The 14,807-nt window shown below is 72.3% G+C and carries 11 protein-coding genes; 7 read left to right on the top strand and 4 right to left on the bottom strand.

The window, feature by feature from the left end:
* Positions 1-101 precede the first annotated feature (101 nt).
* Both AAC944_RS09065 and AAC944_RS09060 read left to right on the top strand, forming a co-directional pair.
* The gene (locus tag AAC944_RS09065; protein ID WP_368397055.1) at positions 102-4,007 is read left to right on the top strand and encodes a DNA polymerase III subunit alpha; all 3,906 of its coding nucleotides are present in this window, start codon (positions 102-104) and stop codon (positions 4,005-4,007) included.
* Positions 4,008-4,250: 243 nt separating this feature from the next.
* A complete protein-coding gene (locus AAC944_RS09060; protein WP_063760044.1) occupies positions 4,251-5,489 on the top strand; it encodes a DNA polymerase Y family protein in 1,239 nt (412 codons plus the stop codon).
* On the opposite strand, the gene AAC944_RS09055 is transcribed toward AAC944_RS09060, so the two are convergent.
* Complete coding sequence (locus AAC944_RS09055; protein WP_078889024.1) at positions 5,453-6,127, bottom strand: pyridoxamine 5'-phosphate oxidase family protein; 675 nt, start codon at positions 6,125-6,127, stop codon at positions 5,453-5,455. The genes AAC944_RS09060 and AAC944_RS09055 overlap by 37 nt on opposite strands.
* A 274-nt stretch (positions 6,128-6,401) precedes the next feature.
* Here AAC944_RS09055 and AAC944_RS09050 point away from each other — a divergent pair, with 274 nt between their 5' ends.
* A complete protein-coding gene (locus tag AAC944_RS09050; protein ID WP_030625441.1) occupies positions 6,402-7,289 on the top strand; it encodes an esterase/lipase family protein in 888 nt (295 codons plus the stop codon).
* Positions 7,290-7,361: 72 nt separating this feature from the next.
* Here AAC944_RS09050 and AAC944_RS09045 read toward each other — a convergent pair whose 3' ends face one another.
* Positions 7,362-8,390, bottom strand: coding sequence for a lytic polysaccharide monooxygenase (locus AAC944_RS09045; RefSeq protein WP_030625438.1), 1,029 nt, complete (start codon positions 8,388-8,390; stop codon positions 7,362-7,364).
* A gap of 160 nt (positions 8,391-8,550) precedes the next feature.
* Complete coding sequence (locus AAC944_RS09040; RefSeq protein WP_030625435.1) at positions 8,551-9,225, bottom strand: response regulator; 675 nt, start codon at positions 9,223-9,225, stop codon at positions 8,551-8,553.
* 155 nt (positions 9,226-9,380) lie between these two features.
* Here AAC944_RS09040 and AAC944_RS09035 point away from each other — a divergent pair, with 155 nt between their 5' ends.
* From AAC944_RS09035 to AAC944_RS09020, 4 genes are all read left to right on the top strand, one after another.
* The gene (locus AAC944_RS09035; RefSeq protein ID WP_030625431.1) at positions 9,381-10,364 is read left to right on the top strand and encodes a Bug family tripartite tricarboxylate transporter substrate binding protein; all 984 of its coding nucleotides are present in this window, start codon (positions 9,381-9,383) and stop codon (positions 10,362-10,364) included.
* Positions 10,361-10,903: a tripartite tricarboxylate transporter TctB family protein gene (locus tag AAC944_RS09030; protein WP_030625429.1), complete on the top strand. Its 543-nt coding sequence runs from the start codon at positions 10,361-10,363 to the stop codon at positions 10,901-10,903. The genes AAC944_RS09035 and AAC944_RS09030 overlap by 4 nt, the downstream gene beginning before the upstream one ends.
* Before the next feature lie 3 nt (positions 10,904-10,906).
* Positions 10,907-12,409 (top strand): tripartite tricarboxylate transporter permease, encoded by a 1,503-nt coding sequence (locus tag AAC944_RS09025; RefSeq protein ID WP_030625426.1) that lies wholly within the window; start codon positions 10,907-10,909, stop codon positions 12,407-12,409.
* A 169-nt stretch (positions 12,410-12,578) separates the two neighbouring features.
* Complete coding sequence (locus AAC944_RS09020; RefSeq protein WP_051872452.1) at positions 12,579-13,751, top strand: methyltransferase domain-containing protein; 1,173 nt, start codon at positions 12,579-12,581, stop codon at positions 13,749-13,751.
* Between the two features lie 11 nt (positions 13,752-13,762).
* Here the strand turns inward: AAC944_RS09020 and AAC944_RS09015 are convergent, their stop codons facing one another.
* On the bottom strand, positions 13,763-14,683 hold the full coding sequence (locus AAC944_RS09015; RefSeq protein WP_030625420.1) for a GNAT family N-acetyltransferase: 921 nt from the start codon (positions 14,681-14,683) through the stop codon (positions 13,763-13,765).
* Positions 14,684-14,807 lie beyond the last annotated feature (124 nt).

The raw sequence follows: 14,807 nt of genomic DNA, 5'->3' as shown, positions 1-14,807 counted from the left end.
GCACATGTGTTTCGTACGCGCGTTCGAAGAAGGCGTTATGGTGTGAGTGAGACGGGGGATACGAAGTCAGTCAGGGGGTGCTCACGCGGTAGGAGGTGCGAATGTCCCGGTTCACGCACCTGCACACCGCATCGGGATTCTCCGTGCGGTACGGCGCCTCGCACCCGGAACGGCTCGCCGAGCAGGCCGCCGAACGCGGCATGGACGCCCTCGCCCTCACCGACCGGGACTCCCTCTCCGGCGCCGTACGCTTCGCCAAGGCCGCCGCCGAAGCCGGCATCCGCCCACTGTTCGGCACCGAGCTGGCGATCGCCGAACCCCAGCCGGACCCCACCCCCACCGCACGCCGCCGCACCCCCGTACGCGGCGGAGCCTTCATCGACGAATCCGCCGCCCGCGCCGTCTTCCTCGCCCGCGACGGCGCCCGCGGCTGGGCCACCCTCTGCCGGCTGGTCTCCGCCGCACACGCCACCGACCGCGAACGCCCCCTCCTCCCCTGGGAAGCCCTGACCGGCGGCAACGGCACCCCCGCCGGCACCGGCGACGACGTACGCGAAGCAGCGGCCCGCCTCGGCGACCCCACGGACGGCGTCTTCGTCCTCCTCGGACCCGAATCCGAAGTCGGCCGCGCGCTGGCCGCGGGCCGCCCCGACCGCGCCGCCCGCCTCCTCGCCCCCTGGCGCGAGCTCTACGGCGACGCACTGCGCCTCGAAATCGTCCACCACGGCCGCACCGGCACCGGCCCCGGCTCCCTCCGGCTCGCAGCCCGCACCCTCGGCTTCGCCGTCGACCACGGCGTACGCGCCGTCCTCAGCAACGCCGTCCGCTACGCCGACCCCGGCCAGGGCCCCGTCGCCGACGTCCTCGACTCCGCCCGCCGCCTGGTGCCCATCGACCGCCACCGCCCCGAAGCCCGCGACAGCGGCGAACGCTGGCTCAAGGACGCCGACACCATGGCCCGCACCGCCGAACGCATCGCCGAAGCCGCAGGTCACCGCCGCGACACCGCCCACCGGCTGCTCGCCATGACCGAGGAGACGGCGGGGGAATGCCTGGTCGACCCCCAGGACGACATCGGCCTCGGCACCGTCCACTTCCCCGAACCCCGGCTCGTCGGCGCTGAGCACCGCACGGCCTCCCGCGTACTCAGCTCACGCTGCGCCGCCGGAATGGTCCGCCGCGGCTACGACCGCGGCCCGGCGGCCCGTACGTACTGGGAACGCCTCCACCGTGAGCTGGACATCATCGACCACCACGGCTTCGCGTCGTACTTCCTCACCGTCGCCCAGGTCGTCGAGGACACCCGGCGCCTCGGCATCCGCGTCACCGCACGCGGCTCCGGCGCCGGCTCCCTCGTCAACCACCTGCTCGGCATCGCCCACGCCGACCCCGTCGAGCACGGCCTGCTGATGGAACGCTTCCTCTCCAAGCGCCGCGCCGTCCTCCCCGACATCGACATCGACGTGGAGTCAGCGCGCCGCCTGGAGGTCTACCACGCGATCTTCGACCGCTTCGGCGCCGAACGCGTCGCCGCCGTCGCCATGCCCGAGACCTACCGCGTACGGCACGCCGTACGCGACGTCGGCGCGGCCCTCGGCATGGACCCGGCCGAGGTGGACCGGATCGCCAAGGCCTTCCCGCACATCCGGGCGCGGGACGCGCGGGCGGCACTGGAAGAACTGCCCGAGCTGCGCGACCTGCGGGACAACCCGCCGCCCGCGCCGTTCTGGGACCTGGTGGAAGGGCTGGACGCACTGCCCCGCGGTACCGCCATGCACCCCTGCGGCGTACTCCTCTCCGACGCCACGCTCACCGGGCGCACCCCCGTGGTGCCCACCGGCGGTGAGGGCTTCCCCATGTCCCAGTTCGACAAGGAGGACGTGGAGGACCTCGGCCTGCTCAAACTCGACGTGCTCGGCGTACGGATGCAGTCCGCGATGGCGCACGCCACCGCCGAGGTCGGCCGCGTCACCGGACAGCCGGCGCCCGACCTCGACGACCCGGCGCAGGTACCACCCGGCGACCCCGCCACGTACGGCCTGATCCGCTCCACCGAGACCCTCGGCTGCTTCCAGATCGAGTCCCCGGGCCAGCGCGACCTGATCGGCCGGCTCCAGCCCGCCACCTTCCACGACCTGGTCGTGGACATCTCCCTCTTCCGCCCGGGGCCGGTCGCCGCCGACATGGTCCGGCCCTTCATCGAATCCCGGCACGGCCGCCGACCCGTCCGCTACCCCCACCCCGACCTGGCGGAAGCCCTGCGCGAGACGTACGGAGTCGTGGTCTTCCACGAACAGGTCATGCGCATCATCGACCGCATGACCGGCTGCGGCCTGGACGAGGCGGACCGGGTACGCCGCGGCCTGTCCGACCCCGAGTCGCAGGGCCGCATCCGCGTCTGGTTCGCGGAACAGGCCGCACGGCACGGCTACTCCGGCGAGGACATCGCCCGCACCTGGGAGATCGTCGAATCGTTCGGCTCGTACGGCTTCTGCAAGGCGCACGCGGTGGCCTTCGCCGTACCGACCTACCAGTCCGCCTGGCTCAAGGCCCACCACCCGGCCGCCTTCTACGCCGGGCTGCTCACCCACGATCCCGGCATGTACCCCAAGCGCCTCCTCCTCGCCGACGCCCGCCGCCGCGGCGTCCCGATCCTCCCCTTGGACGTGAACCGGTCCGATGTCGCCTATCGAATCGAACTGGTGTCTGGGGGTAATGGTGCGAAAGCGGGGTCTAAGGACGCTGTGGGGCCTAGGGACACCGTGGGGTTCAAGGACGCTGCGGGGCGTAAGGACGCTGTGGGGTCCAAGGTGGCACCTACGGGGCCCGAGGGCACTGCGGGATCCAAGGCCTCTGCGGGGGCCAAGGCTTCTGCGGGGTACAAGGCTTCTGCGGGGTCCAAGGCCTCTATGGGGTCCAAGGCTTCTGCGGGGGCCAAGGCCTCTGCGGGGTCCAAGGCCTCTATGGGATCCAAGGCTTCTGCGGGGTCCTCTTCCGCCGTGTGGGGGCTGCGGCTCGCGCTCTCCGAAGTGCACGGCATCAGCGAAGCGGAGGCCGAACGCATAGCCGCCGGCCGCCCCTACTCCTCGCTCCAGGACCTCTGGCGCCGCGCCCACCCCGGCCGCCCGGTACTCGAACGCCTCGCCAGGGTCGGCGCGCTGGACTCCTTCGGCGCCAACCGCCGCGACCTGCTGCTGCACATCGCCGAACTCCACCGCCAGCAGCGGGGCGCACCGGCCGACACCCAACTCCCGCTGTCCGCCGCGGCATCGGCCCCGGCCGGGTTGCCGGACCTGAGCGACGCCGAGCGGCTCAGCGCCGAACTGGGCGTACTCGGCATGGACACCTCCCGGCACCTGATGGGGGACCACGGGCAGTTCCTGAACGAACTGGGCGTACTCCCCGCCAAGCGGCTGCGCGAGGCCCGGCACGGCGACACGGTCCTGGTCGCCGGGGCCAAGGCGGCCACCCAGACGCCGCCGATCCGTTCCGGGCGGCGGGTCATCTTCACCACCCTCGACGACAGCACGGGCCTGGTCGACTGCGCCTTCTTCGACGACAGCCACGAGGCGTGCGCCCACACCGTCTTCCACTCCTGGCTGCTCCTGGTACGCGGCACGGTCCAGCGTCGCGGCCCGCGCAGCCTCAGCGTGGTCGGTACGGCGGTCTGGAACCTCGCGGAACTGGCGGAACTCCGGGAGCGGGGCGGGCTTCGGGCGGTCACGGCTCACCTTGCCTCCCACCCTTCCCTCCCCCCGGGCCCCGCCCCCACCCCCCACCCCCACCCCCACCCCCACCCCCTCCACCCCCACCTCCGCCTCCACCTCCGCCTCCCCGTCCACCCCCACCCCGGCGGCTGCCGCGAGCTCCGCCGCTGCGGGGAATCCGGGTGCGCGCGTCACCGGTCACCCCCACAGCCGCAGCGGCTCCGCCGACCGCGAGCTGTACGCCGCCGCGGAGCCGGGCGCCGGCCTCGCCCTGGGCGCCACCCCGGGCTCCGGCCCTAGCGCAAGTGCCGCACCCGCCACGCCTCCCTCCGACTCGGCAACTCCTGACGTCTCGTCACCACTGGGCGGCTCGTCGTCACCGGACGGTTCGTCGTCACCGGACGACTCGGCAACTCCCGGCGACGAGCGAGTCATTCAGCTGCCCACCGGCTACACCCTGCACCCGTGGGCCGACCTCCGGCCCGCGGGCGAACGTGCCGCCACCGGCCGCAAGCTCTGGCACGCCAGCCCAGGGAGCGCAGGATGACCACCTACCGACACCTCCCTCCCTCGCCCCCTTCCGCGGCGGCCGGCGCCGCGCTGTACGTACGCTTCCGCCCAGCAGTCCCAGCAGTCCCAGCAGCCCCGGCCTCACCGGTTGCTCCGGCGTCTCCGGCAGCTCCGGCCCCCTCGGACGCCTCGGCCGAACCGGACACCTCCTCCCACAGCGGGTCCCGCAGCGTCCCCCGCGGCGGAAAGGCGCCCGTCTCCCCACTCGGAGAGGAGACGTACGAGCGACTGATCGCGTTGTTGGGAGAGTTCACCCCCGTGGTCGAGGCGCTGCCGCCGGATGCCGCGCTCGCCGACGTCCGGGGTGCGCAGCGGTACTTCGGCCGGGACGCCGCCGGCATCGCCGAACTGCTCCGGCTGCGCGCCCTGGCCTGGTACGACGTCGAATGCACCATCGGCATCGCCGGTAACCCCCTGCTCGCCCGGATGGCTGCCCAGGACGCGGCGCCCGGGGAGGTCCGCGTCGTCCCCGGTGACCCCGAGGGCGTCGCGGACTTCCTCGACCGCAGGCCCGCCGCCGCCCTGCACGGCATCGGCCCCGCAGCGGCCCGTGCCCTGTGCTCGTACGGGCTCGACAGCGTCGGGCGGATCGCCGCGGCGCCGCCCGCCACCCTGCAGCGCATCCTCGGCGCGAAGGCCGGCCGCCGGGTGTACGAGCGGGCCCGTGGCATCGATCCGACTCCGGTCACCCCGAACGCCCCGGCCCGCTCGATGGCCGCCGAGCACCGCTTCGCCCACGACGAGCTGGACGAGGCGCGGCGCCGCAGGGCGCTGCTCTCGCTCGCGGACGAACTCGGTTCCCGGATGCGCAGTAGTGGTCAGGTGGCAGGCGCGCTCACGCTCACCGTCCGCTACGCCGACCGCACCACCACGACCCGCACCCGGCGGCTGGCCGAACCGACCGCGCACGGGCCCGCGCTGACCGAGGTCGCGTACGCGCTGCACGCCGCGCTCGGTCTGCAACGCGCGCGCGTACGAGCAGTGGCGCTGCGGGCCGAGGACCTCTGCCGGGCCGAACGCGCCTCCCGTCAGCTGACGTTCGACCCGGCGGACGACAAGGCCCGCCGCATCGAAGCCGCCGTCGACCGCGCCCGCATGCGCTTCGGTCCGCATGCCGCCCGTCCCGCCGCGGCGTCGGCCGCTCCCGCCCGGGCCGGTGGCCGTGAGTCCTACGGTCAGCCGTACAGACGGTCGGCGTACCGCGGGCCGTAGTGGGCCTCCAGGGCTTCGAGCGGGAGGTCCGGGGCCTCCAGGGTCTTGGATATGCGGGCCCGGGACGGAAGGGCTTCGGGTTGCCAGGTCTCCGGTTGCCACATGCCGGATCGCAGGAAGGCCTTGGCGCAGTGGTGGAAGACCTCTTCGATCTCCACGAGCAGTGCGAGCGCCGGGCGGTGGCCCTTGACGGCCAGGTCGTCGAAGAAGGGGGCGTCGCGCAGCAGCCGGGCGCGTCCGTTGATGCGGAGGGTGTCGCCGCGGCCGGGGACGATGTACTCCAGTCCCACGTGGGGGTTGGCCAGGACGTTGAGGAAGCCGTCCACGCGCTTGTTGCCGGGGCGGTCGGGGATGACGATCGTGGTGTCGTCCAGTACGAGCGTGAAGCCCGCGGGGTCGCCCTTGGGTGAGACGTCGCACCGGCCCTCCGCGTCGGCCGTGGCGAGCAGGCAGAACGGGGAGTTGGCCAGCCACTGCCGGTCCAGTGCGTGCAGCGCGGGACGGACCTTGCGGGCGGCGCGGTCGTTCGGTTTGCCGACCAGGTCCCGCAGCTCGGCCGCGGAGGTGACCTCTGCCAGGCCCGCCCACGGCAGGTCTCGGTCCGCCGGTTCCGTCTTCTCCGCTGATGCTGTGCTCATTGCTGTATCCCCCTGTCATGGCGGGCCCGCGCGGCTCGCGAGCGCCATGGCAACGACCTTACGCCGGGTCGCCGACAGCGGCTGGAGCCTGTGGATAACCCGTACGTCCGGTGAGAATCGTGTGCCACTTCTTTCACCGTCGCACGACTGGACCCTCGAGCTTACTCAGCCGTAACTTGACGGTCGATCACAGCGTTGAGCCATGCGATCCGGATCGCAGGTGATGACTCGGCGAGCACTTCGGAGTCCCCTCACCTCCCGCAAGGAGCATCGCATGAACACGACCACGCACCGAGCGCTGCCCTGGAGACGTGCGGCCACCGCCCTCTCCGCCCTCGCTCTCGCCTTCGGTGCCGCCACGGCGGCCACCCCCACGGCGGCAGCCGCCACCGCGTCGGACGCCACCGTCTCCGCCGGCTGGAACGACTACTCCTGCAAACCGTCCGCCGCCCATCCCCGGCCCGTCGTCCTCGTCCACGGCACCCTCGGCAACTCCGTGGACAACTGGCTCGCCCTGGCGCCGTACCTGGTCGCCCGCGGCTACTGCGTCTTCTCCCTCGACTACGGGCAACTGTCCGGCGTCCCCCTCTTCCACGGCCTGGGCCCGGTCGACAAGTCGGCCGAGCAGCTCTCCGCGTACGTCGACCGGGTGCTGGCCGCGACGGGAGCGGCGGAGACGGACCTCGTGGGCCACTCACAGGGCGGCATGATGCCGCGCTACTACCTCAAGTTCCTCGGCGGCGCCGCGAAGGTGAACGCCCTGGTCGGCATCGCGCCCGACAACCACGGCACCGACGTGAACGGGCTGACCCGCCTCATCGACCAGGTCCCCGGCGCCAAGAAGTACCTCGAGTCGCTCGCGCCGGGCCTCAACGACCAGATCGTGGGGTCGGACTTCCTCAACCGCCTCAACGAGGGCGGCGACACCGTGCCCGGCGTGCGCCACACGGTCATCGCGACCAAGTACGACGAGGTCGTCACGCCGTACAAGAGCCAGTTCCTGAGCGGACCGAACGTGCGGAACGTCCTGGTCCAGGACCTCTGCCCGACCGACGTCTCCGGGCACCTCGGCATCGGCCTGGCCGACCGGGTGGCTTTCCACGAGGCGGCCAACGCCCTGGACCCGGCCCACGCCACGCCCACCACCTGCACGTCGCGCTGACCGGCACACCCGCGCGGTGCGCTGCTGCCCGAGGGAGCAGCGCACCGTCGGACCGCCGGTGCCGGGCGGTCCTCAGCCGCCGTTCCGTGCGGCCTTGCGGCGGGCGACGGCGAAGAGCACCGAGGCGCCCAGCGCCAGCACGGCGGCGCCGCCGATCGCGAGCGGTCCGGTCGAGCTGTCACCACCGGTCTCCGCGAGCTCCGTGCGCACCTCCTTGCCCGAAGCCCCGTCGGGGCGCACGCCGTCCGCACTCGCGCCCGCCTCCGCGTCCGTGTCCTCGTGCGCGTGCGTGTCCTTCTCCGCGTGCGTGTCCGCGTTCGTCACCCCGTGGTCCATGTGGTCCATCGACGACTTGTCCGCGCCGGCCGCGAGCTGCTGCTCGGTCGGGGCGGTGGCGGCAGGCGCCGGCGCGGCGGAGGAACGCGGCTCCGCACCGTTCCCCGTTGCGGTGCCCGTGCTGCCGCCGTCCTTGCCGAAGACCACGTCCGAGCAGGTGTAGAAGGCTTCCGGGCTGTCCGAACGCTGCCAGATGCTGTAGATCAGGTGGCGGCCGGAGCGGGCCGGCACCTTGCCCTCGAAGACGTAGTCGCCGTTGGTCAGCGTGGGGTCGGTGACCTTCGCGAACGGCTTCTCCTCCAGATCCGACCACTTCAGCGGCTTGCCGGGGGCGTAGCCGTCCTTCGTGATGTACAGCTCGAACGTGCCCTTGTGCGGCGCGGTGGCCTTGTACCGGAAGGTGTGCGCGCCCGCCGCCATCGAGCTGGCCGGCCAGTCGGCCCGGGCCAGGTCCAGGCCCTTGTACTCCTCGCTGTTCGCGCTGCACAGCTTGCCGTCCGGTATCCGCGTCCGGGACCGACCACCCGCCGCGCCGTCCCGTACGCCGTTCCAGTCGTACAGGGCCTGTACGCCGCCGGCCGCGACCATCGCCTTGCAGGCCGCCGAGTCCGGGGACTCCGGGCCCTCGGCGTAGCAGGCGGAGATCCGGCTCACCGGGTCCGTCATCGAGCCGTGCGCGGCCGCCGGGCCCGCGGCGAACAAGGTGAGGGCAAGCGGGGCGAGGGTGGTGCTGGCGAACGCTGCGGCCTTACGACGAGCGGTCATCGTGGGGGTCTCCTTCAGGGCGTGCGGAAGTCATGCGGCGGGCAGCACGCTAGCCCCGCCGACCAGCGAATTCGCCGCCCGGAGCAGGCCCTTGACGATCTTTATGGACGGCTTAAGGAAGCGCTCAGCGGTGGTTAAGCCCCCAAGGACGGGGCGGTCGTCAGGCGATCCACCGGTAGCGGCGTTCGGGGCGGCCCGTGCCTCCGTAACGCAGCGAGACCTCGGCCTGACCGGTGTCCGTGAAGTACTCCAGATAGCGGCGTGCGCTCACCCGTGACAACGCGCCCGCCGCCGCGCACTCCGAAGCCGAGAGCCCGTCCTCGTGCTGCCGCAAGGTGCGTTCGACCAGCTCCGCCGTGTGGGCGGCGAGGCCCTTGGGCAGACCCCTGGAAGCGCGCGGGCGGGCACCGAAGAGCTGGTCCACGTCCTCCTGGCTGGCCTCACCCAGCCGCTCCAGGCGTGCGCGCACCACGGCCACGTGCCGCAGCTGCTCCTGGAGGGAGGCACGGTCGAACGGCTTGATGAGGTAGTGCAGCGCACCGGCCCGCAGGGCGTCCCGTATGACGTGCGCGTCGCGAGCCGCGGTGATGAACAGCGCGTCGGCGTGCGTGCCGCCCTCCAGGGCGCGCAGCCTGCGCAGCACACTGATGCCGTCCATGTCCGGCAGGTAGACGTCCAGCAGGAGGAGGTCGGGACGGAGCCGCTCAGCGGCGCGCAGCGCCTCGGCACCCGTATGTGCCACGCCGGCCACCGTGAAGCCCTCGGTGGCGTTCACGTAGTGGCTGTGCAGCTTGGCCACCATGAAGTCGTCATCGACGACCAGCACCTTGGTCATCGAACGATCCCTCCCGTGACCACAACGTTCACAACGACCCTTAATACCGGAAGCGAGACGCGGAGTTAACCCCCGGGCAACATGTGGCCCTCACCACGATCTCCCCCCCCCCACAGAGCCACGAAGCCACACGCAAGAGAAGGGTGGTGTCATCTGTGCGTGCGCGCACACCCCTCGCCCTCCTGGGGGCGGTGCTGATCGTCCTCCTCGGGCCGCCCCTGCTCACCCCGGGCAGCGGTACCGACACCGGAACCAGCATTCCGGGCCTGCAGTTCATGGTGCCCAACACGCCGGGCGGCGGTTACGACATCACCGCCCGTACGGCGGCGAAGAGCGTCGAGGACGCCGGGCTCAACCACAACGTCGAGGTCTTCAACCTCCCCGGAGCCGGCGGCACGGTCGGCCTCACCCGCATGGTCAACGAGCACGGCAACGGCAAGCTCGCGATGTCCATGGGCCTCGGCGTCGTCGGCGCCGTCCACACCAACCACTCGCCCTCCGGGCTCGGCGACACCACGCCCATCGCACGGCTCACAGAGGAGCCGAACATCGTGGTCGTCGCCAAGGACTCCAAGTACAAGACCTTCGAACAACTCCTCGCCGACTGGAAGAAGAACCCCCGCAAGATGCCGGTCGGCGGCGGCTCCTCGGCCGGCGGACCCGACCACCTCGCACCGATGCTGATGGCCAAGGCCGCCGGCATCACCCCCAAGTCAGTCAACTACGTGCCCTTCGACGGCGGCGGCGAACTGCTCGCCTCCGTACTGGGCGGCAAGGTCGCCTTCGGGGTCTCCGGCGTCGGCGAGTACCTCGACCAGATCAAGTCCGGCGAGCTGCGCCTCCTGGCCGTCACCGGACCGAAGCGCGTCAAGGGCCTGGACGCGCCCACCCTCAAGGAAGCCGGCGTCGACACCGAGTTCACCAACTGGCGCGGCATCGTGGCGCCCCCAGGGCTCACCGACGTCGAACGCGAGAAGCTCACCCGCCTCTTCACCGAGCTGCACCGCTCCAAGGAGTGGAAAGCCGCGCTCAAGCGCAACGGGTGGAGCGACGCCTTCCTGACCGGCGACAGGTTCGGCACCTTCCTCGCCGCCCAGGACCGGCGCGTCGACACCGTACTGAAGGAGCTGGGGCTGTGAGCACCACCGGTACCGAACCCAGCGCGCCCCCGAAGGACAGCGGGCTGCGCGCACGTCTGCGCGGCCGCTCCGAACTGGGCGTCTGCCTCATCCTCCTGGTCCTCGGCGTCCTCGTGCTCACCGACGCGGTCACGATGGACACCGACATCACCCAGCGCGGCCCCATCGGGCCCACCACCGTCCCGATCGTCGTCGGCGGGCTCCTCCTGGTCGTCGCCGTACTCCTCGCGGTCGACGTCCTGCGGGGCGGCCGCGGCGAGGCCGAGGGCGGCGAGGATGTCGACCTCACCGAACCCGGAGACTGGCGCACCGTCGCCCTCCTGGCCGGCGTCTTCCTCGCCAACGCCGTCCTCATCGGACCGCTCGGCTTCCCGATCTCCGGAGCGCTGCTCTTCTGGGGCTCCGCGTACGCGCTGGGCAGCCGCAACCTCACCCGGGACCCGCTCATCGCGGCGGTCCTGTCCCTGGTGACCTACGTCGTGTTCAACAACCTGCTGGGCGTGCCGCTGCCCGGCGGACCGCTCATGGGGGTGCTGTAGACGATGGACTCCCTGTCCTCACTCATCGACGGCTTCGGTACGGCACTGACCCCGCTCAACCTGCTCTGGGCCGCCATCGGAGTGCTGCTCGGCACCGCCATCGGGGTGCTGCCGGGCATCGGCCCCGCCATGGCCGTCGCCCTCCTGCTGCCCGTCACCTACGGGCTGGACCCGACCGGCGCCTTCATCATGTTCGCCGGGATCTACTACGGGGGCATGTTCGGCGGCTCCACCACCTCCATCCTGCTCAACACCCCCGGTGAGAGCGCGGCGGTCGTCGCGGCCATCGAGGGCAACCCCATGGCACGCGCCGGACGCGGCGCCCAGGCCCTGGCGGCCGCCGCCTGCGGGCACTTCGCGGGCGGCATGATCGGCACGATCCTGCTGGTCGCCCTCGCCCCCACGGTCGCCGCACTCGCCGTGGACATCGGAGCACCCGACTACTTCGCCATCATGGTGCTCGCCTTCATCGCCGTCACCTCCGTACTCGGCAGCTCCCGGATACGCGGCTTCGCCTCCCTGCTCATCGGCCTCACCCTGGGCCTCGTCGGCCTGGACCAGATGACCGGGCAGCAGCGGCTGACCTTCGGCACGCTGGAACTCGCCGACGGCATCGACGTCGTCATCGTGGCCGTCGGACTGTTCGCCATCGGCGAGGCCCTGTGGGTCGCGGCCCACCTGCGACGTACGGCGGGCGAGTCCATCCCCGTCGGCCGCCCGTGGCTGGGCAGGGACGAACTGCGGCGGACGTGGAAGCCGTGGCTGCGCGGGCCGCTCATCGGCTTCCCCTTCGGTGCCATCCCGGCCGGCGGCGCCGAGATCCCCACCTTCCTCTCGTACGTCACCGAGAAGCGGCTCTCCAAGCACCGCGACGAATTCGGCCGTGGTGCCATCGAAGGCGTCGCGGGGCCCGAGTCGGCGTCCTCCGCCTCGGCGGCCGGCACGCTCGTGTCGATGCTGACCCTCGGCCTGCCGACGACCGCCGTCGCCGCGGTCATGCTGGCGGCCTTCCAGCAGTACGGCATCCAGCCCGGACCGCTCCTCTTCGAACGCGAACCGGAACTCGTCTGGGGCCTGATCGCCTCGCTGTTCGTCGGCATGGTGCTGCTGCTCGTCCTCAACCTGCCGCTGGCACCCGTCTGGGCGAAACTGCTGCGCATCCCGCGCCCGTACCTGTACGCCGGAATCCTCTTCTTCGCGGCGGTCGGCGCTTACGCGGTCGGCGGTGAGCCGCTGGACCTGGTCATCCTGCTGATCATCGGGCTGATCGGGCTGGGCATGCGCCGGTACGGCCTGCCGGTGCTGCCGGCCGTCATCGGTGTCATCCTCGGCCCGGCCGCCGAACAGCAACTGCGGCGCGCGCTGCAGATCAGCGACGGCAGCGTCACCGGCCTGGTCGACACGCCGTTCTCGATCACGGTCTACGCCGTGATCCTGGTACTGCTGACGTGGCCGTGGATCAAGCGGGCGTTCTCGCGCGCGCGTTCCGCGCGCGCGGAGGACTGAGAACGGAGGACTGAGAACGCAGGACGGGAAGCCGGCGGGGGCCGGGCGGCGGTCGCGGGCGGGGCGGCGATCGGCGGCCCGGCCCTCCGCCCGACCGGCCTCGCGCATGACGGACCGGACTTATCCACAGGCCAGAGCGATTGTCAGCGGGGCCTGTCACTATCCGTACATGGCTACCCACACACCGGTCACCGACGCCGGTTACTGGGAATCCGCCGCCGAGCGGTTCGACGACGAGCCGGATCACGGACTGCGCGATCCGGCAGTACGGGCCGCCTGGGCGGCCCGGCTGCGGGCCTGGCTGCCCGACCGGCCGTCCGACGTCCTCGACCTCGGCTGCGGCACCGGCAGCCTGGCCCTGCTCGCCGCCGAGCAAGGCCACCGCGTCACCGGTGTCGACCGCTCCCCGCGCATGGTCGAAGCGGCCCGCGCCAAGCTCGCCGCGTGGGACACCCGGCTGCTGATCGGGGACGCCGCCGAACCACCCGTGCCGGAGCGGCAGTTCGACGTGATTGTCGTCCGGCACGTGCTCTGGGCGCTGCCCGCCCCGGAGGCGGCGCTGCGGAGCTGGGTGCGGCTGTTGCGGCCCGGGGGCCGGCTGGTGCTGATCGAGGGCCGGTGGGGCGAAGCGACGCCGGTCGGCATCACGGCCGGCGAACTGGAACGGCTGACCGCGCCGCTGGCCCGCCGTACCCAACTGGAGCGGCTCACGGGAGACGCCGCGCTGTGGGGCAGGGAGGTGCGGGACGAGCGGTACACACTCGTGGTCCACCCCGCACCTCCGGCCCGCCATACGGAGGTGGTCGATGTCCATCTGATCCTGCGCCGCGGGGACGAGGTCCTGCTCGCCCGGCGCGCGAACACCGGATACGCCGACGGTCTGCTGCACGCGCCCAGCGGACACGCCGAGGACGGCGAGGACGTCCAGGAGGCGATGATCCGGGAAGCGGCCGAGGAGACCGGGCTGCGGCTCAGCGCGTCGGACCTCCGGGTCGCGCTGGTCATGCAGCACCGCGCGCCGGACGGGCGGCCGCGGATCGGCTGGTTCTTCGAGGCGGCGTACGGCGCGGGCGGCGAGCCGGTCAACCGCGAGCCGGAGAAGTGCTCCGAACTGGCCTGGTTCCCGCTCGATTCACTGCCCGACGACATGGTCGCGTACTGCCGGGCGGGCCTCGACGCGTACCGCGCGGGGCAGCGCTTCCTCCTGCACTGGCACCGCCCCGGCGACACCATCGGCTACGACCCCACCGGCCCGGACCGCGCCGTGGCGCTGCCACCGGCCCTGGGCGGCGCCGGCACCGCGGACGGAACAGCCGGGCGGCAGGAAGGAGGCGCACGATGACGCTCAGGTCCTCAGAGATCTCGGAGGCAGCTCCACTGGGTGGCGAACGGCTCATAGCCGAAGGCCTCGTTGATGGCGAGCATCGGGGCGTTGGTGGCGTCGTTGCCCGTGAAGGCCTCGGTGCAGCCGGCAGCGCGGGCCTCGTGCAGGGCACGCAGCTTGGCGAGCTTCGCCAGGCCGCGGCCGCGGAAGGCACGCTTGGCTCCGGTCATGGCGGACAAGCAGCGGCCGAGGCCGTCGGCCGCGACCGCGCTGAACGCGGCCGGTTCGCCGTCCACCACCGCGACCGTGGTGAGGCCGAGGTCGAGGTCCGGGCGCTCCCAGGTATCGGCCAGCCAGTCCTCGTACGACATGGCGTCGCTGGGCACGTCACCCGGCTCGTCACTCGTGGCCTCGGCGTCCAGTTCGTACAGCGGATACGGGTCGGCGCCGAATTCGGCGGCGGTACGCAGCTCCACACAGGGAGGGAGGTGAGCGGGGAGCGGCGGCAAGGGCGTACGGGCCAGATCGAGACGGAGGAAGCTGGACGTACGGCTGCGGCGGTAGCCGTTGCGGTCGGCGAACTCCGTTGACCGGCCGTCCTCGTGGGCGGAGGCCTGGATCCGGGTGGCGCCGAGTGCGGCCAGGCGTTCCTCGGCGGCGGCGAGCAGGGCCCGGCCGGCACCGTGGCCGCGGTGCGCGGGGTGGACCATCGGGTTGGCGACGGCCTGGCCGGGGACGGTGCTGTCGTGGATCAGACCGGTCTTGGCGGCACCGACGAGGCGGCCGTCCAGCTCGGCGACGAGGAGGTGGAAGTGCTGGGCGGCCGGGGCGTTGGCGGCTTCCCAAGCCACGGACTGCGGGGTGCAGACGAGAAAGGGGGCGACGGCCCGCCGTACGTCGGCGACGGCCTTGGCGTCAGAGGGACGGAACGCGCGAACGGTGAGCGACATGCTGCCGGACGCTACGCCGCCCCCGCCCCGAGCGCCTCTCAATATCGGATGGCGGGGCGGGGCGGGCGGGGCAGGCAGGGCTGGGCTGGACAGGGCCGGGCAGGGCCGGACAGGGCTGGGCTGG

It is taken from the genome of Streptomyces sclerotialus (assembly GCF_040907265.1).
GTDB classification, from domain to species: Bacteria; Actinomycetota; Actinomycetes; order Streptomycetales; family Streptomycetaceae; genus Streptomyces; species Streptomyces sclerotialus.
This window is presented reverse-complemented; position numbering and strand designations above follow the sequence as displayed.